This window comes from Methylicorpusculum oleiharenae, assembly GCF_009828925.2.
Classification (GTDB): domain Bacteria; phylum Pseudomonadota; class Gammaproteobacteria; order Methylococcales; family Methylomonadaceae; genus Methylicorpusculum; species Methylicorpusculum oleiharenae.
Genome location: NZ_WUTY02000001.1, coordinates 2,125,813 through 2,151,288, shown reverse-complemented (window position 1 = coordinate 2,151,288; position 25,476 = coordinate 2,125,813). Strand labels below are relative to the sequence as shown.

21 protein-coding genes are annotated in these 25,476 nt (G+C 46.1%); 8 read left to right on the top strand and 13 right to left on the bottom strand.

The features are described from left to right. Window positions 1-427 precede the first annotated feature (427 nt). The 12 genes from GO003_RS09855 to uvrD all read right to left on the bottom strand — a co-directional run bounded on the left by GO003_RS09855 (window position 428) and on the right by uvrD (window position 17,596). On the bottom strand, window positions 428-1,093 hold the full coding sequence (locus GO003_RS09855; RefSeq protein WP_159656580.1) for a Uma2 family endonuclease: 666 nt from the start codon (window positions 1,091-1,093) through the stop codon (window positions 428-430). A gap of 360 nt (window positions 1,094-1,453) precedes the next feature. Continuing rightward, entirely contained in the window at window positions 1,454-3,043 is a 1,590-nt protein-coding gene (xrtD, locus tag GO003_RS09850) for a VPLPA-CTERM-specific exosortase XrtD (protein ID WP_159656582.1), read from the bottom strand. Window positions 3,044-3,383: 340 nt separating this feature from the next. After that, window positions 3,384-4,520, bottom strand: coding sequence for a non-hydrolyzing UDP-N-acetylglucosamine 2-epimerase (gene wecB / locus GO003_RS09845; protein WP_159656584.1), 1,137 nt, complete (start codon window positions 4,518-4,520; stop codon window positions 3,384-3,386). Between the two features lie 367 nt (window positions 4,521-4,887). Beyond that, window positions 4,888-6,096, bottom strand: a complete 1,209-nt coding sequence (wecC, locus tag GO003_RS09840; RefSeq protein ID WP_159656586.1) for a UDP-N-acetyl-D-mannosamine dehydrogenase — start codon at window positions 6,094-6,096, stop codon at window positions 4,888-4,890. 283 nt (window positions 6,097-6,379) lie between these two features. Continuing rightward, window positions 6,380-7,336, bottom strand: a complete 957-nt coding sequence (fcl, locus tag GO003_RS09835; protein ID WP_269144364.1) for a GDP-L-fucose synthase — start codon at window positions 7,334-7,336, stop codon at window positions 6,380-6,382. A gap of 46 nt (window positions 7,337-7,382) precedes the next feature. Further along, window positions 7,383-8,471: a GDP-mannose 4,6-dehydratase gene (gene gmd, locus GO003_RS09830; protein ID WP_159656588.1), complete on the bottom strand. Its 1,089-nt coding sequence runs from the start codon at window positions 8,469-8,471 to the stop codon at window positions 7,383-7,385. 197 nt (window positions 8,472-8,668) lie between these two features. Beyond that, window positions 8,669-9,601, bottom strand: a complete 933-nt coding sequence (locus GO003_RS09825) for an ExeA family protein (protein WP_159656590.1) — start codon at window positions 9,599-9,601, stop codon at window positions 8,669-8,671. 3 nt (window positions 9,602-9,604) lie between these two features. Next, window positions 9,605-10,420 carry a CpsD/CapB family tyrosine-protein kinase gene (locus GO003_RS09820; RefSeq protein ID WP_159656592.1) on the bottom strand — a complete coding sequence of 272 codons (816 nt, stop codon included), beginning with the start codon at window positions 10,418-10,420 and terminating at the stop codon, window positions 9,605-9,607. A 141-nt stretch (window positions 10,421-10,561) separates the two neighbouring features. Then, entirely contained in the window at window positions 10,562-12,307 is a 1,746-nt protein-coding gene (locus GO003_RS09815; protein WP_159656594.1) for a GumC family protein, read from the bottom strand. Window positions 12,308-12,384: 77 nt separating this feature from the next. Next, window positions 12,385-13,719: a porin family protein gene (locus GO003_RS09810; RefSeq protein WP_159656596.1), complete on the bottom strand. Its 1,335-nt coding sequence runs from the start codon at window positions 13,717-13,719 to the stop codon at window positions 12,385-12,387. Between the two features lie 53 nt (window positions 13,720-13,772). Next, window positions 13,773-14,351: a polysaccharide biosynthesis/export family protein gene (locus GO003_RS09805; RefSeq protein ID WP_206444676.1), complete on the bottom strand. Its 579-nt coding sequence runs from the start codon at window positions 14,349-14,351 to the stop codon at window positions 13,773-13,775. A 1,076-nt stretch (window positions 14,352-15,427) separates the two neighbouring features. Further along, window positions 15,428-17,596 (bottom strand): DNA helicase II, encoded by a 2,169-nt coding sequence (gene uvrD / locus GO003_RS09800; RefSeq protein WP_159656600.1) that lies wholly within the window; start codon window positions 17,594-17,596, stop codon window positions 15,428-15,430. A 342-nt stretch (window positions 17,597-17,938) separates the two neighbouring features. Here uvrD and GO003_RS09795 point away from each other — a divergent pair, with 342 nt between their 5' ends. Then, window positions 17,939-18,208, top strand: a complete 270-nt coding sequence (locus tag GO003_RS09795) for a YgaP family membrane protein (RefSeq protein ID WP_159656602.1) — start codon at window positions 17,939-17,941, stop codon at window positions 18,206-18,208. A 49-nt stretch (window positions 18,209-18,257) separates the two neighbouring features. Here GO003_RS09795 and GO003_RS09790 read toward each other — a convergent pair whose 3' ends face one another. Next, window positions 18,258-18,698, bottom strand: coding sequence for an FxsA family protein (locus GO003_RS09790; protein WP_159656604.1), 441 nt, complete (start codon window positions 18,696-18,698; stop codon window positions 18,258-18,260). 98 nt (window positions 18,699-18,796) lie between these two features. On the opposite strand from GO003_RS09790, the gene cutA reads away from it, so the two are divergent. The 7 genes from cutA (at window position 18,797) to prmA (ending at window position 25,473) form a co-directional block, all read left to right on the top strand. Beyond that, complete coding sequence (cutA, locus tag GO003_RS09785; protein ID WP_159656606.1) at window positions 18,797-19,123, top strand: divalent-cation tolerance protein CutA; 327 nt, start codon at window positions 18,797-18,799, stop codon at window positions 19,121-19,123. A 44-nt stretch (window positions 19,124-19,167) separates the two neighbouring features. Further along, window positions 19,168-21,348, top strand: coding sequence for a protein-disulfide reductase DsbD (dsbD, locus tag GO003_RS09780; protein WP_331001632.1), 2,181 nt, complete (start codon window positions 19,168-19,170; stop codon window positions 21,346-21,348). Continuing rightward, entirely contained in the window at window positions 21,348-21,860 is a 513-nt protein-coding gene (locus GO003_RS09775) for a TlpA family protein disulfide reductase (RefSeq protein ID WP_159656610.1), read from the top strand. Before dsbD ends, GO003_RS09775 begins: the two co-directional genes overlap by 1 nt. A 190-nt stretch (window positions 21,861-22,050) precedes the next feature. Further along, on the top strand, window positions 22,051-22,497 hold the full coding sequence (gene aroQ, locus GO003_RS09770; RefSeq protein ID WP_159656612.1) for a type II 3-dehydroquinate dehydratase: 447 nt from the start codon (window positions 22,051-22,053) through the stop codon (window positions 22,495-22,497). Window positions 22,498-22,502: 5 nt separating this feature from the next. Continuing rightward, window positions 22,503-22,958, top strand: coding sequence for an acetyl-CoA carboxylase biotin carboxyl carrier protein (gene accB / locus GO003_RS09765; RefSeq protein ID WP_159656614.1), 456 nt, complete (start codon window positions 22,503-22,505; stop codon window positions 22,956-22,958). Window positions 22,959-22,978: 20 nt separating this feature from the next. Next, a complete protein-coding gene (gene accC / locus GO003_RS09760; protein WP_159656616.1) occupies window positions 22,979-24,325 on the top strand; it encodes an acetyl-CoA carboxylase biotin carboxylase subunit in 1,347 nt (448 codons plus the stop codon). Between the two features lie 269 nt (window positions 24,326-24,594). Continuing rightward, the gene (gene prmA, locus GO003_RS09755) at window positions 24,595-25,473 is read left to right on the top strand and encodes a 50S ribosomal protein L11 methyltransferase (RefSeq protein WP_159656618.1); all 879 of its coding nucleotides are present in this window, start codon (window positions 24,595-24,597) and stop codon (window positions 25,471-25,473) included. Window positions 25,474-25,476 lie beyond the last annotated feature (3 nt).

Below are 25,476 nucleotides of genomic sequence, written 5' to 3'. Positions count from 1 at the left end.
CTTGTGAGGAAATAATGTTACGAACTTGATCTGATTTAAACTAAGGGACAGGCACAAAATAAAAGAGAGTTTTATTCATGTCGCCTTTTTGCTAAACGCTTTCTTAGTCGTAATATAATTATTTCAACGTAAGTTGAATTAAGCGGTAGCCGTTACCCAAAAAATAGACTTTTGGAAGCTTAATGCTTTGATTGCTAGGTGAGACTCCCCGGGCTAACCCAGCCTACCCTATGTCGTTATGCGTATTTTGTAGGAGCGGTCCATGCCCCCCATTGAACCACTTTACTTCGCGGGCATTGCCAGCTCCTAAACTACTGTCAATCGATTCTTTGCAATGGCCTTAAAATAATGGCATTGCAATCTACCCGGTTCATCACCTTCGTTTAGTTGTTACGCTGAACAGCTACATCGAAATAAAATAACTTAGTCAACGCCAAATCGAAGCAAAGTCAATAGTAAAACTACACGCCTTAATATCAAATTTAACCGTTTCAGAACAATAATCGCCTGATTTCTTAAAACCCTGCGAATCATTACGATAGACTTTTGCCAAACGCTTTTCCGGATAAACAAGGATGTAGTAAAGCAGACCCTCTCGCTGATAGAGATCAAACTTCATGACCTCATCTCTCTTCGTACTCGTTGAAGAAACAACCTCAATAATCAGCTCAGGTGTTACCAACACTTTTTCATCAATATCCTGACAAATAACCATTACATCAGGCCTGACTACTGTGTCATTGGAGACTTGCCAGTCTGTCTCCATAAGAATACAGCAAACATCAGAGCAGTTCTTGTCATGGCTGAACTTGTCCTTAATCATTGCAGCAACATTGAAAGCAACCGTTTGGTGAGTTACTGTCGGCGATGGGGTCATAGCATAGGGCATTCCTGCTATTAACTCCCAATTACCTTCCCAATGTTGATAGTCATCAAGTGTGTAATATTCCTGGTAAGCTAAAACCACTTTTACCCTCCAAATACAAGAAACCAGAATTTGGATCCGGTTGTAAATATACCTTTCGCACTTCAAATTTCGGCAGTGCCTAAGAGGAGGCAACGGGTTTTCGGCAAAGGCTTTGCCAGCATTCATGCTGGCTTAGAGCCTACATGGATGTATTTACGGCGTCCTTAGACGGGCATCCCGGTGCTGAATTTCGATCTACGATGGGTATAACTTTACGCAATTCCCGCCCGACAAATCACAAGAAATTTCTTCCCTCTTTAAAAAAAGACTATGTTTGCGTTAAAAGTTGGTGTCGCCCCAGCACAGAATACCGGGGTCCAGAAGCCATTGATGACGTTGGACTTTCACATCCTTGTGACCTGGATTCGCTAACGTGGTCTAACGGCTCGGGCAATCCATGCCGGAATAACGATGCTCTTGTATTTTCAACTAATAACGCGAACAGTGCTTTAAAAAATGGGAAGTTTGACGACTTTTTTTTCAGAATTAGTTGGGAATATAACCTGGCAACTGCCCATGCACGTCTTTAATAAACGCTTCGAGTATCTTATCGCCCTCCTCTGTCGGACGGCTTTCCGGCAATGCTACAACTAATCTGACCAACGCACCATCGGTTCTCTGACGCGTAAGAGCGTCCCAGAAAAGGTACCATTTAACCAGATATTCGTTGGTTATATTCCTGCCGCGTTGCTGAAACCAGTAGTAAACGAGTTGTTTACTTTCCCCTTTCGAAATAACAGCACGATTAACGCGTATCGGACTGCCATCAGACATAGTTGCACCCGGTAAGCTTCGTTGCGTAAATTCCCCAATACGCCAGCCGTCACCGGGGATACAGGATTTGGGGGAATGCGCAGAAGCGCCCTGCCGCTGAGAGGCGTAATAAGCCACGTAAAAATTGACCGGTGAGACCTCATTCGGTTTTGTATAGTTTGCAATGATGTAATCATCGAATTTAAGTTCGTCGATGTATTTCTGGCCCATGCCTACTTCGACACCTTTCCAGTCTGAAATCGCCAAAGGAAACGTAGTAAAGCGGGAACGTTGGGGTACGACTTCCTCACGATCCCCCACGAACAGTGAAATAGGAGCGGCAATTATTAAAATCACTATGGCGGTCAGAAAAGGTTTTGGCAATCCGGAAAAAAAGGTTTGCGGCTGCTCGCTATGTACCTGCTCTGCTTCTTCAGGAATACCCAGTGCGTCCAGTGGCTGTGCGCCGATCACGAATACCTGTGAAAATTTCTTACCTTTATAAAAAATCTTGACCAATAGCCACATTTCGATAAACAAAATGCCCAGGCAGCCAATAAAAATAACCCAGCCCTCAAAATCATGAAGAAACCCTTCCGCTTGTTCAATGCCCCAATTATCAACCAGGATACCAATAACACCGATACGAAAACTGTTCATAAATACGGTGATGGGCAATGTTGATAGCACAATCAAAATGCGCATCCATAATTTGGCTCTAAAAAAATACGCGCACAGGAAACAGAAACTGGCGAGAGGAAACAGGTAGCGCAATCCGCTACAGGCTTCGACCACTTGTAACTGGAAGTTACCCAGGTCAATGACATTGCCCGCCAAAAATACGCTGATGCCAAAGGACCGGATAACCGCAACGCCGATTTGAGAGGAGATGAGTTGAAGCTCTGAGGACAGGTTGTTGTATAAAAAATTCGGCAATGGAATCATGAAAATTAAATAGACCAGAGGAAACCAGAGCAGTCTGATGCCCTTCCAGCCGGTATAAGTCAGACACATGCCAAACAAAACCAGTAAAAATGCGTACTGGGTAATGATGGACAATGTAGCCAAATTACCCACGAAACCAATCAACAGACCTAAAAGGACAAAGACAACCCCCAACCATTGGGGTTCGAATTGCATTTTGGCTAAAGCCGATCTGTTTTCCCAGACAAACCAAAACGAGATAACCGGTATCAGATAACCGTGACTGTATTCCTCGCTTTCCCAGCGGTTGACCATAGCAAGCAAGGCATCGCCAAAGATCACGCCGATTAACAAGGCAATTAATGTTGCCGCGATCAAAAGTGCATAATTCAATTTCATAAAACTTCCATAATTTTGGGGGGGGTTATTAACTGCTTTCCTAAATCCGTTTTAATAGTAATTATTAGGCTAACTTGCGTTTAGTCTGCTTAACGTCAGGGATTGCCTGCTTCCAGGCGTGACGTTGTCCGTTTATCCAGGGTTAAAATGTGTCCATCTAGATTATGCCCAAAGCCAGGTTTACTTGGAAGAGGGCTGATGAATTACATTAAATAATAAGGTCATTATCCGCGTTGGGTTAGCGCTTTTAACAAACCAACAATAAACGCCAACCGCAACCCACAAGTTGCATCACCCTTGTTTCGTTGCTCCGCTGAATAGTAACAAAATCTAGAGCTCTCTATCTCTCCAGGAGCTTTTTGACTATCAAGGCACACGCATTACCGTCACCATAGGGATTATGCGCTTTTGACATTCGCGCATAAAGCTCCTTATCCTGCAATACCGTTTCCACGCCGTTAACAATTTTTTCTTTATTTGTGCCAACCAATAAAACAGTCCCGGCATCGACTGCTTCAGGCCTTTCAGTCACGTCCCGCATCACCAGAACCGGCTTACCCAACGATGGCCCCTCTTCCTGAATGCCGCCGGAATCGGTCAGAATAAGATCACTTTGGTTCATCATCCAAACAAAAGGCTCATAATCAAGCGGTGCAATCAAATAGACATTGGGCAAATCCGCCAAAATTTCATAGACCGGTTTTTGCACATTCGGATTGAGATGCACAGGATAAACCAAATCCCAGTCGCCATGTTTTAGTGCCAGCTCTTTAATCGCATTACATAAATCGATAAACCCTTGTCCAAAATTTTCACGCCGGTGGCCGGTAATCAAAATCAGTTTTCGCTGCTTATTGACCACTGTTGTGTAAAGAGCTTCACCAAAATGATCACGCCACACACCTTCAGGCTGCGCCGTCACTTTATCCCTGACGATCAACAATGCGTCAATGACGGTATTGCCGGTTACAACAATGGCTTCATCTTTAACACCTTCAGCCAGTAAGTTGTTTTTAGAGGATTGGGTTGGGGCAAAATGATAATCCGTTAGACGGCTCACCAGGGTTCGATTAGCTTCTTCCGGAAAAGGCGCGCGCAAATTGCCCGTTCTAAGACCCGCTTCGACATGTCCCAATTTGATGTTTTCATAAAAGGTGGCAAGACCGGAGGCAAAACACGTCGTCGTATCACCATGCACCAGCACCACATCAGGGCGGGCCTGCCTGAGCACATCGCGTAAGCCAAGTAACACTTTGGCCGTAATATCAAACAAATCCTGATTGGGTGCCATAAGATCCAAATCATAATCCGGTTTTATGACAAACAGATTAAGAACCTGATCCAACATTTGTCTGTGCTGAGCGGTAACGCACACTAACGATTCGATACCTTGGGCTTGTTGCAACGCCAATACCACAGGAGCCATCTTTATGGCTTCCGGACGTGTGCCGAATACAGTGAGTACCTTTAATGTCATGCTTTTACTCTCTTTCCGTCTGATGGACGGAATGTACTTTGGTTAGTTAAGAAATCAGTTAGTATTCCTTCTCCCTCTGGGAGAAGGTTAGGATGAGGGTGTAAAAAAGCAGTTTTCCTTAATTTTTATTCCCCTCATCCACCCCTCAATGCCTTTAAGTTAAAGCCATCGCAGTGAATCGATAGGCAAGGATGTAGGAGCGGGCATAGCACGCTCCTACAAAATACGCTTAACTTAACGGCATTGACCCTGTAGCCTCTCCCGCAAGAAGAGTGGCTATTGTGCTTGGCTCTGAGCTTATTAAAGGACTATCCACGAACGTTTTTTCAGAGACCTGCAGGAACTGAATTGACTGACAATTGGATTTCTACTTGATGACGCCACGCGTATCAATCAGAATTTTTTCTTTAAGCTCCACTGCTTTAAGGCTCTTGAACGGTTTATGATCAACCAGCAGCAAGATAATGTCGGACCTTTTTATGACCTCTTGATAAGGCAGTAAATCAAACTCTTTATGCGAAGCTAAGTTGGGTTCGGCAACCAGCACCTCACCGATATTTTGTTCCTGAATGTGTTTGACGATTTCAACCGCCGGGGATTCTCGCAGATCATCCACATCGGCTTTAAAGGCCAGCCCTAAACAGCCAATGACGGGATTTTTAAACTTGTCGGCGCTGGCTTTTACCTTTTCAATGACCCAATGCGGCTTGGCATCATTGACCTCGCGGGCTGTTTTTATCAGCCTGGCATACTCAGGCGCGCGAGCGACGATAAACCAAGGATCAACAGCGATACAATGCCCGCCGACACCCGGCCCCGGTTGCAGGATATTAACCCGAGGATGCCGATTGGCCAGTTTGATCAGTTCCCATACATTGATATTTTCCTTATCGCAAATCAAGGACAGCTCATTGGCAAAGGCGATATTGACATCTCGGAATGAATTTTCACTGAGCTTACTTAATTCTGCCGTCTTGGCATCTGTCGCCAGAATTTCACCCCGCACAAATGTTTGATAAAACTCCACCACTTTGTCAGTAGAAATTGCGTTAATGCCTCCGACGATCCGGTCGTTTTCGACTAGTTCGGTCAAAATTCTGCCGGGAAGCACCCGCTCAGGGCAATGCGCGACATAAACATCCCTGCCGACATTATGTCCATTTTCCCTAAGGATTTTGGCCACGACATCATCGGTTGTTCCCACCGGACTGGTCGATTCCAAAATAACGATATTGCCGGGTTTTACATAAGGCGCAATCACCCGCGTCGCAGCTTCCACATAGGAAAGGTCCGGAATGTGATTGTCTTTGAATGGGGTGGGCACCGCTAAAATAAATATATCGGCTTCTACCGGCTTAAGCCCTGCTTTGAGATTACCTGATTGAACCGCTGACTTCACCAAGATATCAAGATCGGGCTCAACGATATGAATTTTACCTTGATTTATGGTATCGACGACATGCTCAGAAGTATCGACACCAAATACCTCAAATCCTTTTGTACCGAGCAACGAAGCGGTAGGCAAGCCAATGTAGCCTAAACCGATAACGCAAACTTTGGTCTCTGATGCTTGCATGATGTATTCCTGTGTAACTTAAAGTGAATGTAATTATTCAGCGATGGCGGGGTTAGAGCTATAGTCTGACCCAACTGATAGACTTTCAGCTTTGATTGCTGGGTTAGGCTCTGCGAGCCGATCCAACCTGCGCGACTATAAGCTAACCCACCTTCTCGGCTAAACTCCGGAAAGTATAGACATAACCGCCAAAGTTGTTGTCAATCCCAGGGGGAAGAAGCGAGGAATTAGTCATGCAATTTTGCCGGGTTAGTTCTATCGAGCTAGCCCGGCCTACTGTTCTTTAAGCCAGATTTTTCTGATACCAATCGTAAAGCTGGGTTATGCCCTGTTCTAAAGGCACTTTCGCTTGCCAGCCTTCGGCGCTCAATTTCGAAACATCCAACAATTTACGCATAGTTCCATCAGGTTTGGTCGTATCAAACTCGAGATTTCCGGCAAAACCGACCACTTTCTGTATCGTTTCTGCCAATTCTCTAATGGTCACATCCTGACCGGTTCCCACGTTGACGATATCCAAATCCGAGTAATTCTCCATCAGGTAGACTGACGCATCGGCCATATCATCAACATACAAAAATTCTCGCATCGGCGTTCCCGTCCCCCAAATTACAACTGACTCGGCGTTGCTTTGCTTGGCTTCATGAAACTTTCTGATCAACGCAGGCAGTACATGGGAATTCTGCAAGTCAAAATTGTCGCCGGGCCCATACAAATTGGTCGGCATCAGGCTGATCGCATCAAAGCCGTACTGTTTGCGGTAAGCCTGACACATTTTAATGCCCGCAATTTTAGCCACCGCATACCATTCGTTGGTGGGCTCCAAAGGACCGGTCAACAAATATTCTTCTTTCAGAGGCTGGGGAGCCATTTTGGGATAAATACAGGACGAGCCCAAAAATACAAATTTTTTGACACCCGCTTGATAAGCGCCATGGATCAGGTTGTTTTGGATACACAGGTTGCTGTAAATGAATTCAGCCGGATACGTATTATTGGCATAAATTCCACCCACTTTCGCAGCCGCATCAATAACAACCTCGGGCTTTTCGGTATCATAAAAATGGTTCACTGCGGCTGAGTCCATCAGGTCCAGCTCAAGCCTGGTTTGAGTGACAATATTGGTATAGCCTTTACCTTCCAAATTTCTGACAATCGCGGAGCCCACTAACCCGCGATGTCCCGCCACATAGATTTTGGTTTGTTTCTCGATAACCGCTTTATTAATGTTCGCGTCCATAGCATTTCACTCGTTTAAGAGGGTTTAAGTCAGCAAAATAGCCCGTTTATTCATGGAAATTAAAGGTTTTATAACCTTGACGCTGACAAAGTTCATCACGCTCGGCATCTTTAAGATCCTCTCTGACCATTTCCGCCACTAATTCATGGAAGGTGATTTTCGGTGTCCAGCCCAATCTTTCCTTGGCTTTTGTTGGATCGCCCAGCAGCGTTTCAACTTCTGTCGGTCTGAAGTAACGCGGATCAACCGCTACAATGCATTTTCCGTTGGCTTCGTTATACCCTTTTTCATCAACACCCTCGCCCTCCCAGCGGATAGCAATATCTAATTCCTTGGCGGCAGCATCAACAAATTGTCTTACCGAATATTGAACTCCGGTTGCTATGACGAAATCTTCCGGTTGTTCTTGTTGCAACATTAACCACTGCATTTCCACATAATCTTTAGCGTGGCCCCAATCTCTCAAGGAATCAAGATTGCCCAGATACAAACAATCCTGCAGGTCCAGCTTAATTCTTGCGATAGCTCGCGTAATTTTGCGGGTTACGAAGGTTTCGCCCCGTAACGGCGATTCGTGATTAAACAAGATGCCGTTACAACCATAAATTCCATAGGCTTCCCGGTAATTCACGGTAATCCAGTAAGCATACATTTTTGCCACCGCATAAGGTGAACGCGGATAGAACGGCGTCGTTTCCCGTTGCGGAATTTCCTGAACCAGACCAAACAATTCGGACGTTGAAGCCTGATAAAACCGGGTCTTTTTTTCCAGCCCTAAAATGCGGATGGCTTCAAGAATTCTCAAGGTTCCCAGAGCATCGACGTCGGCCGTGTATTCAGGGGATTCAAACGAAACCGCAACATGACTTTGCGCACCTAAGTTATAAATTTCGTCCGGTTGAACTTGCTGAACGATGCGCACCAGATTGCTTGAATCGACCAAGTCGCCATAATGAAGGATGAAATTACGATTTTCTATGTGCGGGTCTTGATAAAGGTGGTCAATTCGATTGGTATTGAATAATGATGCGCGGCGTTTGATCCCATGCACGACATAGCCTTTCTTGAGCAGAAACTCAGCCAGATAGGCGCCGTCTTGTCCGGTAATGCCGGTAATTAATGCTGTTTTAGCCATATAACATCCTGAAAGTTTTGATTTAAATAAGAAATTTAGTAAGTATCCAATGCAGGTTGGGTTAGGCGATAGCCGTAACCCAACAGATTGCCTTTTTGAAAGTTGAACACTTCGATGGTTAGGTTAGTCGCTCAGAGCTAAGCTTCCATGCCCTCTAAAATATAGGCAAGTCGCAGCAGATTTGAAGGTGCCAGCCGCTATAAGGATTTTAATTCCTCTTCGTCCTCATCCTGTTGCAACAGGCCAATATCGATATTTTTTTGCTGCAAAATCAGCGCTCTTACTTTTGACATTTCGTTGGTTTCTTTTTCGGGAGCAGGAAATATGCCTCCTTGCAGCTTATCTCTGATGACATCCAGCACCAGCGGCATCGTCAAGGGCTGAATTTCCTCGGCAAAACCGTAAACGAGTGAAAAATCACACAAGGTATTGATGAGTCTTGGAATACCCTGGCTGTAGTAATAAATAACCGCCATGGCGTATTTGTCAAAAACGTTTGTTGCCCCACCGGCTACAGCCAATCGATGCTGGATGTATTCAAGCGTCTCTTTGTATTTTAGGGGTGTTAAGCGGTAGTCGACAGACACTCTCTGAGCGAGCTGTCTTAATTCGGGCCGCTGCATCAATTCCAGCAGTTCCGGCTGCCCTACCAGAATAAGCTGCAATAACAGATATTTATCAGCGTTTATATTAGAAAGTAACCGCAATTCTTCCAACGTCTGCATGTCGAGATTTTGGGCTTCATCAATAATGAGAACTGTACGTCTGTTTTGACCGTATTCACTTACCAAAAAGTCGACAAACGTCTGATACCGTGAAGCCTTGTCGGTAGCGGAGGTATCGAGCTCGAACGCATTAAGCACCCATTGCAGTAAATCACCGAATGCGTTGTGTGCGTTTGATATCAGGCCTACCGTAATGTCCTGATCTATTTCCTGAAGAATCCGTCTGACCAGCGTGGTTTTACCAGACCCGACTTCACCGTTGATGACGGTAATACCGGCCTGACTGTGCAAACCGTATTCGAGCATGTTTAGTGCTGTCCTATGCTGTTTGCTCAAATATAAAAAATCAGGATCGGGCGTCAGTGAAAACGGTTTTTCTTTGAATCCGAAAAAGTCTTGATACATAGGCTAATACGCTGCGGGTGACCAGATTTCAGCAGATTTATTCAATACTGATCCCAGATATTTTTTCTCTTCGATTAACTGTAAGCTCCGTTCTATCTCGGGATTAGTCGTTAAACCTTCAGCCACCACGAGTAAACAGGCATCCACATAAGGCAAAAAAACCATTGCGTCATCGGAACTCATCAACGGCGGCAGATCGACGATAATCAACCGATCTGAATAGCGATTTTTCAGCTCGTTAACCAAATTCAACATTTTTGGTGTGGCCAGCAATTCGGACGACTGTCTGATCGGCTTGCCCGCCGGCAAGAGCACCAGCCTTTCAATACTGGGATTAATAAACAACTCATTGATAGGCACGTCATCGGTGAAATAATCGACGATGCCTTTAGGCGAGGAAATCCCGAAATAGTGATGAATATTCGGCCTCCGTAAATCCAGATCCGCCAGTAACACCGAATGATTGCCTTCCATTGCCAGACTGATCGCCAGATTGACAGCGGTGAGCGATTTTCCAACGCCCGCAGTAGGACTGGTAACCGCCAGCATATTCCAACCATTAATGCTCATCCGTTGTAATACTTTGGTTCTTAAAATCTTGAACAAATCTGCCGTTTCGTTATCTTTAAGATGCGCAACGACCCGGTTTTGTTTGAGTAATTGCTGGGATATTTCTACTGTCTGGGTTTGAGTATATTTGATTTCCTGGACAGCAGCGGCGGTCACATAATTCGGCTTGCCGGTTCGCGGTTGCGGCTTGTTACCGGGCCGATTTCTTTGTTCTCGCGCTTTTTCAAGCGCTTTATGTATTCTTTCCATTCGCTTTCCTGATGAATTTGATGGTTACTTAATTCTTAGCTTAAGAACGTTACAGGCCAAAAGTTGGGTTACGTCTATCACTAACCCAACCAACGCTTGCTCCGAAAATTACCCGTTTTTTCTAACCAACTGCTTAAAAAATCAACCCAAACCTAACTTTCTCATTACGACATACCAGAGCACATCCAATGGCTTTATTACAAAATGAAAAAAGAGGATGACGGCAATGAGGGCCCCGATTATTGAAAAAATAATCTTCAATTTTGTGCTTTGATTTTTTGAAATATCTTCATCGGTTTCGATATAGGGCAAGACCACCAGAGGGGCCAGGCCGGTAACCGCTAAAACCGCCCTGGAACCGAATATGGCACTGCTCAGACTTTCCTTGACCACGGCAAAACCAAACGAACTGCCTATGGAAAGAATCAAACCCAGGAAAATAATGGCTTTACGGTTCGGTTTAAAAGGTTCTTCAGGGAACATCGGCGGCTCGATTAACGAAAAGCGTTCGCCTTTACGGTCTTTTTCCATGGCTTGAGCCATATCCGCTTCCATTTGTTTGGCTTTAACTTCGCGGTATTTAACCGTCGCATTTTCATAATCTCGCATCAGTGACTGGTATTCACGCTCCACTTGAGGCGCTTGCAGAATACTTTTTTCATATTCACCCAATTTTTGCCTCAGAGATTCTTTTGAAGTACGCTGAGCTCTTAATTCGGCTTCGGCCGCTTCCAGTTGCGCTTTAAGTTGAATATATGCAGGGTTATCGGGTTTGGCTGTCGATTTGGGCAACGACACGGATAGCGGCCGATTTAACTGCGCTTCCAGGCTGCTTATTTCTTTTCTTAGTTTTTTGACATCCGGATGAGATTCCGAATAACGGTCTATTAGGGTTGCCAGTTCAGCTCGTTTGCTGGTCAATTGAGTGAGTAACTCGCCATTGTCGGTTGCTCCGACTTCTTTACGCAGCGCTTCTATTTCCCTTTTTGTTTTGGCTATATCGGGGTGATTGCCGCTGTAACGCGCACTTAACGCAATAAACTCCGCTTCCAGGGCTTTTAAACGGTCTTCAGAACCGTAAATTCTCTCACCGGTTGCAGAATAAATATTGGTGTTTGGATTTAACTGGGATAGCTCTGCCTCTAGATAGACTTTGCGTTCGTTTAAGGCATTGATTTGACGATCAACTTCAATCACTTGTTGTTCGGTTTTATCCATCAACTGCATATTAAAGTTTTGCAATTGAGGCAGGCTGCTCGCATTTTTTTCTTTAAAAATAGCCAATTCCGTTTCCAGATTGGCAATTTGCTCACTGAGCTTGGCGGCTTCCAGGCCAAGAAAACTGGTAGTTTCAGCCGCTACTTCGGAACGCCTTTTCAGGTTTTCATCAAGATAAAGGCTGACCAGCTCATTGGCAACTTCCTGCGCAATTTTGGGAGATTTACTACTGAACGCCAAGGTAAAAGCAATAGTTGCCTGCGTTGGCCTGCCGCTTACCGGATCAACGACATCGGCACTGACCATTTCGAGTTGAATATCTTCTTTCATCGTTTCAAGAACGACGCTCAATGGATTAGCTTTCTGTTCGTCTACATATAGACCGAATTTGTCGATGATGCGTTTGAGATTGGATGAGGTCATGACTCGCTGGCTGATGACCTGAATCCGTTGGTCGGCATAACTGGTTACTGTTGAACGTACCAAATCGGGCGGGATTTCCTGTTGTTCAATCAGGATGGTGGCCGTTGCCTTGTAAACAGAGGGCAAACTGATAGCCACCAAGATGGTCAATAGAAACAATCCGGAGGCAATCAGCAACAGCTTTCCGCGTTGCCGTTTAAACATGGCTACGTAATCCTGCAAGCCTTTGGTGTTCTCTTCTTCCATACGCTGTCTTCTTTGGTCTGTGTTGGATGATAAATGAAAAAATCGTGTTTAAGCGTTACGCCAATACCGGAGCTGCATCAACGGGAAATAGCAAATTTATCCCATTGATAATTGAACAGAAAATAAACACTGTTCGATTCTTGCATACCTGAGTTATTAGCAGTAAATTCCTGTGAACGATAACGGTAGCCGCCAGTTAAGGTCATATGTCTATCGATTAACCAGCTGAGTTTGGGCTCCACCATATAAGCATCGCGGTCAAAGCGACTGGGCTGGTCTTCATTAGCGGCGGACGTCTGTTGCGTGGCTGAAGCCGTCAGATTGAGTCTCAAGTGTTCATTGAGACGGTGTTCACCGTCCAGCGTCAAACCCATATATTCCTGGAGCACACCATTAGCCGTGGGTCTGACATCCTGGTAGAACCGGGCGCCAATCGAGCTTTTTTCAAAGCGCTTGGTGGTGCTGGCTGTTAAAAGGTAGCCCAGGCCGCTGGATGATTCAGGGGATGTGCTACCAAAGGTTATCGGCTGTATAGGAATTCCAGGGGAGGGTCTGAACACTTGAAATTGCGTACTCTCGACTTCTGTCCACCGCCCACCGGCCATCAATTCACTGTCCCAGGTCTCGGTAATATTAAACCGAACGCCTGTTTGGAACGTATACATATCACTGACCGATCCGCTGGTAGTATCAGATATACCAGGAACAATTATGGAACCGCCGCTAATTGGCAGCTGGACCGTACCAGTTACACTTGTTGTAGTCTCGGGCACATCAAACCTTAAGGCACTCACCGCGCTGTACCACAATAGCCTTTCAGTCCACTGCAAGGAGTAATTTAAGGTAGCAGAATCAGTAGCATAGCTGGTCAAAAAATTATTTGAGGTATTTTCTGCAAACGACACGTCCGTATGGTTGTAACTGCCGGTCAGGCTTGCTCGCTCAGTCAGCCTATAAGTCCAACTGGGGTCAATTGACCAAGATGTTCTATCAACTAGCGCTTGAACTAAACCGGAAGCATCAAATTCGCTGATGATACTGTTATCCATCGTGTAATTGCCTTTCAGCCCGAACTGGTTCCTGTCGGTCAAGTTGTAAGTGCTAAAGCCATTAAAAAAGAAATTCTCACTGTCGATGTTGTCTCTCGCTTCGTAACGATTGATGTCGACCCTGGCGTCGCCAGCAATATCGTAAATTTCGGAGCGCACCCCGAATTTTGACTTGGCCGATAACGTCGCACCGAATGCCTCAAATTTATCATCGCTCTGCCTAAGCAATAAGTTGTCATCATAAAAAGTGCGCAAACTGGAAGACGGCTGCGCATACCATTCTCTTGCATGCCCCGGAAAAGGCAGCAAAGCCAGAACGAGCAGAACCGTTCCTATCGGAGTTCTTAGAAGGTGAGACGTCATATTCAAAAAACTATCCCTCGGGCAACCATTACCGTCATTGAATAATTGTAAAATTAAGGTACGACAATCACATCGCCAGGTTGCAATACTATATTTTGATGAAGATCATCTCCATCTTCGACGTCACCGTAACGGAATGGAATGGCTTCTTGTTGTCCATCGGCGTGGCGTCTTAGGATAACAATGTCGTTAACCGCCGAAAAAGGCGTCATTCCAGCAGCCATAGCTAACCCCTGCATCACATCCGTCGGTCTGTTGATAGGATATTCGCCGGGTTTATTGACTTTACCAATGACATACACCTTATTACCAAACAATTGCTTGGCTGAAACCGTCACAACCGGATCGGCAATATAATCAGCCAGCCGCTGACTGATGATAGATTCGATCTGCTCCAACGTTTTGCCTTGAGCCTGGATGTTTCCCGCTAAAGGAAACGAAATACCGCCATCCGGCCTGACGAGAACTTCTTGCAGCAAACCCTCTTCTTTCCAAACGGAAACAGTTAACACATCACCCGGCTCGACTTTGTATGTCCCAGGCTCATACCCCGCTTCCTCTGCTGTTGCTTGAGTTGTGCCAACCAGCAACAACGAAAAAACCAACCCAAAAAACCACGGCTTAAACTGCATTGAACGCTCCATAAGATCAGGCTTAAAAATTTATTATAGCTAATGATAAAGTCTTTTCTAAGACAGATGATAATCTGTTGAAAAGAGCTAACCCTTTATCGTTGATTTTTCCGGTTAAACAGCAAATTTCTGACGCTTAACACTCATTTATTTCCAAATGACTAAAATAGTGAACATTTAGAGCGCGTTGGCCGGGAGTGTGTTGTGCGCATTGACAAATGAATAGTACAAACACTATAGCAATTTTTTCTTTATTAAATCGCAGAATTGCTAACCGGCCATAAAAATGAATGTTTTCAGAACAGAATATCTTTAGGGGATATGATTGATTCGGGCACTATCCGATGATTACGCCGTCCCTTTATAATCCGGAAACTTTTTTGTTCAGTACTAAAAAAGCTTCTATTAATGCGATATTATTTGATTTTCCCTACCTTTTGCAGTGATTAAAACATAGAAATCTTAATGTTTCATTACAATAGCAGGGTAAATAATATCAGAATTACGCTTTCTCCATCGGCCAGGCTACTGTAAGACCAGGGTAAACGCATTAAAGTAATTAATATATCAATATGTTATTCGGTTGCTTAAAACGCATAGTCAATTTGGTTTAACTTATGGTGATCTTCCCTGGGTCCCGTTAGGCCGCGCCGAGCACTGGCGATTTTGCCGAGAATAGCCCGCTAGGGGAGCGGCAGGGCTGCCGCTCGTTTTCGGAGGGCTAGGGATAGCCCATCCGAAAACCCTCGGTAAAATCGTCAGCGCGCAGGATGCAGCGGCCTCCGGGTGTCTTTTCTTTTGGATACTTTTCTTTGGACAAGCAAAGACAAAATCGGCGGGATCGATTTTGAACAGCTTTAGCTTGCCCGAAGGGCGAAACCCAAGGATGGGTTTCGTAGCAGTATCGCGGTTGTCGGTCCGCGAACCGACTCCACTTAAGCGTCGCGATAGCGACACGAAGCCTTTTTTAAGTTTCAAATAAACCAAATCTTATAGTTGATCCGGAAAAAGGGATATTTTAACTATCTGATTTTCTACAGTGCTTTAATGCGTTTGCCCTTATTGTAAGACCCTAATTAATGCAACCGCTGAAGATTGGCGTAAGCCAGCATCAGCCATTTCATTCCGGCATCGCTGAAATTGATCTGCGCCCGTTCCTGATCGCCACTGCCATCAATTTGCAACACCACACCTTCCCCAAATTTTTCATGACTAACCCGCTGGCCCAACCTAAATGAAGCGGACGCTTTATTCGCATCAGACAGGGTCGAAACGGCTGTAACCGGACGGCTTATCTGAGCTCTTAGCCTCACTTCCTGCAGTGTATCGGCAGGAATCTCTTTTAAAAACCGCGACGGCCTGGGATTGGTTTCACGTCCGTAGATACGCCGTGATTCCGCATAAGTCAAAATCAATTGTTTCTTGGCCCGGGTCATGCCTACATAGCATAAGCGTCTTTCTTCTTCCAAACGTCCGGCATCTTCGACTGATTGCTGAGACGGAAACAAACCCTCTTCCATCCCCACGACAAAAACCAAATTGAATTCCAGTCCTTTGGCAGAGTGAAGCGTCATCAGCTGAACACAGTCTTCGAAATCGCCGCTCTGCATATCACCGGATTCCAAGGCAGCATGAGCCAAAAATAAATCGAGCTCGCCCATTTGTTCTTCGTTATCCTGATCAAAAACATAGGCTTTCGCCGCATTGACCAGCTCTTCCAGATTTTCTACGCGAGCCTCACCCTTATCACCTTTTTCTTTTTGATAGAATTCAAGCAAACCGGAATGCTCGACAACCCATTTGACTTTTTCAAAAAGCGGTAAGGATGCGGTCTCTGCCGCCATTTTGCCGATCAGCTTCAGAAAGCCCGCCAAAGCCCCGGACGCCCTGGGTGTCAACCGTTGCTGAGCAATTAATGCTTCGGTTGCCTGCCATAACGACAAGGGTTGATCTCGGGCAAACAGACGCAAATCATCCAGCGATTTTGCGCCTATGCCCCGCGTCGGTGTATTGACTACACGCTCAAATGAAGCATCATCTTCAGCATTGGCAATCAGCCGCAAATAAGCCAACGCATTTTTAACCTCGGCTCGTTCGAAAAAGCGTAAGCCCCCATAAACGCGGTAAGGCGTCCCGGTGTTCATCAACCGTTCTTCGAACTGACGGGATTGCGCATTGGAGCGATATAAAATCGCGATATCACTGCGCGCTCCGCCTTCGCTCACCCATTTTCGGATCCTTTCCACGACAAAATAGGCTTCGTCCTGTTCGTTGAATGCCGAATACAGTGAAATCAGATCGCCCAGACCGGAGTCGGTCCACAATTCTTTCCCCATCCGTCCTTCGTTGCGGGCAATCACATGGTTAGCGGCTTTTAATATGTGTCCGGTGGAGCGGTAATTCTGCTCCAGTTTAATGACCTTATGCCCCGGATAGTGCTGTTGAAATTGATAGATATTCTCTATCTTGGCACCGCGCCAGCCATAGATGGACTGATCATCATCGCCTACAACAAACAGATTATCCTTACCCCCGGTTAAAAGTCGCAACCAAGCGTATTGAATGGTGTTGGTATCCTGAAACTCGTCGACCAGCACCTGTAAAAACCGTGATTGATAAAACGCCAAGACATCAGGAACATCCCTCAGCAACTCATGAGCTCGCAGCAATAACTCGGCAAAGTCTACCAATCCCGATTGTTGACAAATTTCTTCATACATCCGGTAAACCGCCAACATTTGGCGAAGATAAAAATCGCCGGTATCGGCCATATGCCGGGCACGAACACCCTCGTCCTTTTGAGCATTGATATACCATTGGGCTTGTTTGGGCGGCCAGCGCGCATCATCCAGATTCAAGCTCTTTAAAATCCGTTTAATGACTCTGAGCTGATCATCCGAATCCATGACCTGAAATGATTCCGGCAATCCGGCCTGTTGCGCATGGCGTCTCAATAGCCGGTGCGCCAAGCCGTGAAAAGTACCAATCCACATGGCGCGCGCCGAAATACCTAGCAGGCTCTCAACACGCGTGCGCATTTCCGCTGCCGCCTTGTTTGTAAATGTGACCGCCAAAATGCTGTGCGGCGACACACCTTCCACCTGAATCAGCCAGGCAATGCGATGCACTAAAACCCGGGTCTTGCCGCTGCCCGCTCCTGCGAGCACCAAAATAGGCTTAAGGGGGGCAGAAACAGCTTGTCTCTGGGCATCGTTTAAAGGATCAATGATATTTGTAATGTCCATCTGTTATCGCTTGCACATTTTTTTTAGCTGTGTATATTTGAGGGCCAATTGAAGAAATGCCGGGTAAATTTTTCGCGTGAAATTACACTCGGTTACCAACGGCATTAATGGTTTGTTGTTGGAAATCAGATCGATGATTTATAGTCATCAATATTGGGTGTGCCTGGTTTGATTCGGGCACTATTGAACCTATTAACCATTGTTAATGATGTTTGTAAAAGGCTCAAAACTGTAACTGTTCATGATAGGCGCTAACCGTCTTCTGCGTCGGAGAAGCAATGGTCTTTCAGGAATAACAGTTGCCAATAATTTTAATAAAAAAACTAATGAGGGGTGATCATAATGAATTTTGATGTCAAGCGAATGGTTAAATTTGAACACAACATCGGCGTTCCGGAAAAGAAATATCGCATGTTTGGCGGCGCGGCTCTGGTTTTAGCCTCACTCTTTACCGCGAAGATACTGTTAATAATAGTGGGCATGATATTGATAGCCACAGCTTATTCAGGATGGTGTCCCGTTTATTCAGGGCTTAACAAAAGCACTCTGACTCCGGATTCCCCAGCGGCACCTGAAAGCTCAATTGAAGAATCAGAAAGTCATAAAGACTGATCAGCCTTCACACTACAGGGATGTAGTTCCTTCCTCGCCTTAAATCCAATCATTCTTCCTTGTTGTATTCACCTTCCAGCACCTGGGTATCCTTTTTTGAACCCGCCGTCCCTGAGAAAACGCTGCCGTCAATCAAGTGATTTTCAATGATGTAACGGGCGATTTTTCTGCGCAGTTGTGGCACCAAACAAATAAATCCCACTGCATCGGTAAAAAATCCGGGGGTTAACAGCAATGCTCCGGCAATCAGCAGTAAAGGCCCTTCGACCAGCTCATAAGCGGGAACAATGCCTTGCGCCATAGATGCCTGAAAGCGCTGCCAGGTCTCAAAACCTTGCCGTCTTAATAAGACCGCACCCAACACGGCCGTCAATACCACCAGAAGTACAGTAGGAAAAACACCCAACAGGCCGCCTACGGAAATTAACAGATAAATTTCAATAATCGGAATGAGCAGAATCAGCAAAAAAACGCCTTGGAAAGCTCTCATTAAAAACACCTTTTGATAAAGTCACGGGGTACAATATAAGGAGAACCCGATTTAATTTCCAGAACAATATTCTACCAACCCCCTCTTCAGGGTTTGCCATGTCCCAAAATTACCAGATTATTTTTTGTACCTGTCCTGATCAACAAACCGCAACAAAACTGGCCCATCTGTTGATAAATCAAAACCTGGCCGCCTGCGTCAACCTATTACCCGGCCTGACTTCGGTGTACCGGTGGCAAGATAAAATAGAAACAGCCAATGAACATTTATTACTGATCAAAACGCGCGCTGACTTTTACTCCCGCATCGCTAAGCTGATAAAGTGCCATCACCCCTATGAACTTCCCGAAATCATCGCGGTCACTGTCGACAATGGTGCACCTGACTACCTGCAATGGATCGATCAATGTTTAACTTCAGAATAATTTCTTTTTTGCTTTTATGTTTGATTGCTTTTAAGGCATCAGCCTTGGCAGAAAGTGATCTTTTGCCCGTTGAACAGGCATTCAAATTATCAGTCAAGGCGGCTGCGCGGGATAAGCTGATTGTCAGTTTTGAAATTGCTGAAGGCTATTATCTTTATCAAAATAAAATCCGGATGGAATCATTGACGCCTTCAATCAAGCTGGGCGAACCGGCTTTTCCTGAAGGTCACACTTATAACGACGAATTTTTCGGCGAGGTCATCACGCACCGGCAAGCCATTGATATCGCCGTACCTATCAGTCAGATTGATACAACGTCCACCTCTTTACAACTTCTGGTTCAACATCAGGGGTGTGCGGATGCCGGGATCTGTTATCCTCCGCAAAAAACAACGCTGACTATCGCCATTCCCGGTGCCATGCAATCGACCGGCATCCCGCCATCGGCAAACGCCCTGATCAATAGCTTGGGGACCATCAAGCAACGCTTTTTCCAGGATGAACTACTGCCACCGGATGAGGCATTTCCATTTTTCGCAACAGTTGCAGCCCCTGACCGGCTGGAGCTGACCTGGCAAATTGCTGACGGTTATTATTTGTACCGAGAAAAATTTCAGCTGGAAATCATAGGTGCAGAGGATGTAAAGCTGGGCGCTTTTGAGTTACCGCATGGCAAACAGCAATTTGACGAGGCTTTTGGCGAGGTGGAAACCCTATACGGAGAATTGAAGCTCAGTATTCCGCTCATCAGAACGACCGCCGCCGCTCAAGCTATTAAATTAAAGGCTAAATTCCAGGGGTGCGCCGACCGGGGCGTCTGTTACCCGCCCATGGAGAAAATCGTTGAACTGAACTTGCCTGTGCTGCCGGTAATATCTGCTCCGGCAGAGGCGGCAAAACCGGGCAATACCACCTTGTCTGAACAGGACAGTATTGTGTCATCCATGCAACATGACAGTTTCTGGCTGACCCTGGCGAGTTTTTTGGGTTTTGGACTGCTGCTGGCTTTCACACCGTGCATTTTTCCGATGATACCTATTCTTTCCGGCATTATCGTCGGCCAAGGCCATCCGCTTTCGACGAGAAGAGCTTTCATGCTTTCTTTAAGCTACGTTGTCGCTTCAGCAGCGACTTATACGCTCTTTGGCGTTTTGGCGGCTTTATTCGGCAGTAATCTGCAAGCCACGTTTCAGCAACCCTGGATCGTCGGCACATTCAGCGCCATCTTTATCTTGCTCGCCTTGTCGATGTTCGGTTTTTACCAGCTGGAACTCCCCAAATCACTGCAAGCCAAAATCCATGACTCCAGCAATCAACATCGCGATGGCTCACTTTGGGGTGCGGCCATCATGGGTTCGCTATCATCGCTGATCGTTGGGCCGTGCGTTGCGGCTCCACTGGCCGGTGCTTTGATTTATATCGGTCAGACCGGCGATGCGGTCCTGGGCGGATCGGCGTTATTCGCAATGGGCTTCGGCATGGGCATCCCTTTGCTACTGGTCGGTGCTTCGGCAGGAAAACTGCTTCCCAAAGCGGGCCGCTGGCTTAATTCAACGAAAGCGGTGTTCGGGGTCATCATGCTGGCTATGGCGTTATGGATGCTTGAACGGATCATCGCACCTTCAGTTGCGATGTTTTTCTGGGCTATTCTGCTGATAATCCCTGCGATTTACCTCAATGCCATTGATCCTTTGCCTGAAAATGCAGGCGGCTGGCACAAACTGTGGAAAGGAACCGGCGTCGTCATGCTCATTTACGGGGTTTTATTATTGATTGGCTTAAGCGCAGGCAATCATAATCCGCTCAAGCCACTGGAAAACTTAAACATCGCTCAAGCCAATGCGGCGACTCCTGCGGCTCAAAAAAACCTGTTTCAACGCATCGGCTCCCTTCAGGAATTAGAACGCCAAATCGATCTGGCAAACGCCAACAACCAAATGGTTATGCTGGATTTTTATGCTGACTGGTGCATTTCCTGTAAAGAGATGGAAAACTACACCTTCACCGATACTGCAGTCAGGGCGCAATTATCACGATTCGTACTTTTACAAGCAGATGTGACTCAAAACTCCGAAGCGGACCAAGCTTTACTGAAGAAATTCAATCTTATCGGACCGCCCGCTATTTTATTTTTTGGCCCCGGCCATCAAGAAAAAATCAATCGTCGCATTATCGGTTATCAGGATGCTGAAACCTTTATAAAATCCTTGCAGCAGGTTAACTGATGAAACAATCCCTGATCATCCTGGCTATCGCTTTCTGCGCGTTAGCGGCCGGAATTTATGTCAATCAACTCACTGATAACCAAAGCAGAGTTGACACACCGGCCTTACCTGACTTCAGTTTTCCGGATTTAGCGGGCAGGACACACAGCTTGACCGAATGGCACGGCAAGATAATCGTGGTGAACTTTTGGGCAACCTGGTGTCCGCCTTGCCGAAAGGAAATCCCGGAGTTTGTCGAGTTACAAAAAGAATACGGTGAACAAGGACTGCAATTTGTCGGCATTGCACTTGAAGAAAAAGAAACCGTTGCGGCGTATCTCAATACCCTGGAAACCAATTATCCTATGCTTATCGGCGGCGATCAGGCCATGGCACTGGCCCAGCAAATGGGCAATATTGCCGGCATTCTCCCCTTCAGCCTGGTCTTTAACCGGGATGGCCAGCTCATTCACAGGCAGGCCGGTCCTTTTTCAAAAGAAGATCTCATCAAACTGATCAAGCCTCTGCTTTAAATCCGTCTTTAATTTCAATAGCGCCTGAGCCGGAAACACATGATGCGTTGCAAGGGAAAGTCATTTTCACAGCCGCTGACATAGCCGCGATTTAACGAATTTTCTTTGACGAAAGACATAGTTATAGACAAATTCACGTAAATTAGGGAAAATTGGCTGATAATTATAATAATTTTCAAACCTTACCTTAATGTCTAAAATTTTCGTCCTCAATGGACCTAATCTAAATTTACTGGGCGTCCGAGAACCATCACTTTATGGCCATCAGACCCTGAAAGACATTCAAAATACCTTAGAGTTGCAAGCGGCGGAAATGGGGCATTCCCTGTACTTCTATCAGCATAATGCTGAACACCAGATGGTGGAGCTTATCCATCAGGCCTTTGCCGATAAGATTGACTTTATCATCATTAATCCTGCCGCTTTTACTCATACCAGCGTTGCTTTACGCGATGCTTTACTTGCTACAAAAATTCCGTTTATAGAAGTTCATCTATCTAACGTGCATGCCCGTGAACCGTTTAGAATACACTCCTATTTTTCAGATATAGCCGAAGGCGTTATCTGCGGACTAGGAGCAATCGGGTACGAACTGGCTCTGAAAGCCGCTCATGAGATACTAGCCAAGAGACATTAAAGACAATGGATATAAGAAAAATAAAAAAGCTGATCGAGATTATCGAAGAATCAGACATTGCAGAAATAGAAATAAGCGAAGGTGAAGAGTCCGTAAGAATCAGCCGTTATTCCAGCGCGCCGGTTGCCTATGCACCTGCCCCGCAAGCACCCACAGCAATCAATCTGGCCCCTGCCGCAACGTCTGCGCCCGCTCCTGCTGCGGCACCCGTTGAAAACAAAATAAGCGGTCACATTGTAAAATCGCCTATGGTCGGTTCTTTTTACCGCTCCGCGTCACCCGGCTCCAAGGCTTTCGTCGAAGTAGGCCATACCGTTAAAGCGGGCGATACTTTATGTATTATTGAAGCAATGAAAATTCTTAATCAAATTGAGGCCGACAAGAGTGGGACTATCACTCAAATTTTGGTCGAGAATGGACAACCTGTCGAATATGACCAACCTTTATTCGTTATTGAATAACAACACTTAGGTGCCTGATCATGTTCGATAAAATTGTCATTGCCAATAGAGGCGAAATTGCTCTGCGTATTTTGCGCGCCTGTCGCGAAATGGGCATTAAAGTGGTCGCGGTCCACTCTTCTGCAGATCGTGATTTGAAACATGTCCGTCTCGCCGATGAATCAGTCTGCATCGGCCCGGCATCATCCAGCGAAAGCTATCTCAACATTCCGGCTATCATCAGTGCGGCTGAAGTCACTGATGCGGAAGCTATCCATCCCGGCTATGGGTTTTTATCCGAAAATGCCGATTTTTCGGAAAAAGTCAGGCAGAGTGGCTTTGTTTTCATTGGTCCAAACCCTGAAACCATCCGCTTGATGGGTGATAAAATTTCAGCCAAGAAAGCTATGAAAGCTGCAGGCATCCCCTGTGTTCCCGGCAACGGCGACCCGCTGGGCGATAACAACAAGAAAAACCTCAAGATGGCTCAGGAGATCGGTTACCCGGTCATAATCAAGGCTGCAGGCGGCGGTGGTGGCCGAGGCATGCGAACAGTACATACCGAAGCGGCATTAATTAATGCCATCACGATGACCAAAGCCGAGGCCGAGGTCGCTTTCGGTAATGGCACGGTTTACATGGAAAAATTTCTGGAAGATCCCCGACACATTGAGTTTCAGGTAATGGCTGATTCTCACGGCAATGCGATTCATCTGGGTGAACGGGATTGCTCCATGCAGCGCAGACATCAAAAAGTTGTAGAAGAAGCGCCTGCCCCGGGGATTACCGAAGAGCAACGCAACCGGATGGGTGAGTTATGCGCTAAAGCCTGCCGCGACATTGGCTATCTGGGTGCTGGTACTTTCGAATTTTTATACGAAAAAGGCGAATTCTTTTTCATTGAAATGAACACGCGAGTCCAGGTTGAGCATCCGGTCACCGAGATGATTACCGGGTTTGATATTGTTAAAGAACAATTGCGAATCGCCTATGGTTTACCGCTTTCGGTTACCCAGGACCAGGTTATATTTCGCGGCCACGCCATTGAATGCAGATTGAACGCTGAAGATCCCAAAACATTCATGCCCTGCCCCGGAACCATCAATCAGTTCCATATGCCGGGCGGGCCCGGTATCCGTTGCGAAACGCATATTTACAACGGCTATAAAGTGCCGCCTTACTACGACTCAATGATCGGCAAACTGATTGCTTATGGTGATGACAGAAACAGCGCCATCGCCAGAATGAATACGGCTTTAAGTGAAATCATCATCGACGGCATCAAAACCAATATCGAATTGCACAAGGATATTATGACCGACCAGGGTTTCGTCAGCGGTCAAAGGAATATTCATTATCTGGAAAAAAAATTAGGCATGACCTCCTGACGATAAAGCACCTTGCATGAAGCTCTGTTTTTAGGCGCATCCTTCAAGATGCGCCATTTACAAACGGCAAATTACTCTGATTAATGCGAACGGATTAATTAACTTCTAACACCATCGCATTCAGGCAGTCTTATCTGCATAAACCGCTTGAACCGAACAGCCCGCCAATGAACCCCGCATAATGGAATTTTAAGTTTTAGCCATTATTTTGAAGTTAACCCCTAAGAGCAGACATCCGTCTGCTTTTGTATTTTAGAACGTGTAAAAACATGGCCTGGCACCAATTATCTGTTACCACCAATGAAAATACAGCTCCCGAACTCGCTGATTATTTCAGTGAAATCGGCGCGGTCTCAGTGACTTACATGGATGCCGAAGATCAGCCGGTCTATGAACCGCTGCCCGGCGAGACGATAATATGGCCTAACACCCGGGTCATTGCCTTGTTTGAACTTGAGTCCGACCCTGAGCAGGTTAAAACATGGGTCAATGAGCAGTTTAATAGCGGACTTTCTCAATGGACCTATGAAAGACTGGAAGATCAGGCCTGGGAACGCAGTTGGATGGATTATTATCAGCCTATGAAATTTGCCGACCGACTTTGGGTCTGCCCTACCGGACAGGAGCAACTTGAACCCGGGACCGTCTGCCTGACTCTCGACCCCGGACTGGCATTCGGCACAGGCACTCATCCGACTACAGCGCTGTGTCTGGAATGGCTGGCAAGCCATGATTTAACGGATAAAGTTGTGATTGATTACGGCTGCGGTTCGGGTATTTTAGCGGTAGCAGCTGTGCTACTGGGAGCCCGCGAGGCGCATGCCATTGATATTGACCCTCAGGCACTGACGGCCACTGAAGAAAATGCCAGAAAAAACCATATACTGGAACGTATAACCTGCTATTTACCTGACAACTTTGCGCCTTTTCAAGCCGACGTTGTGCTCGCCAACATTCTGGCTAAGCCGCTGATTGATTTATCACCGGCTATTTCCGGATTAGTCGCACCTGCAGGCTGTCTGGTTTTATCCGGCATCTTAAATGAACAGGCACCGTCTGTTGCAGAAGCTTATAATCCCTGGATAGACCTAGGCCCACCTGTGCAGCAAGAAGATTGGTGCAGACTCGATGGCATAAAAAAGGCTTGAACC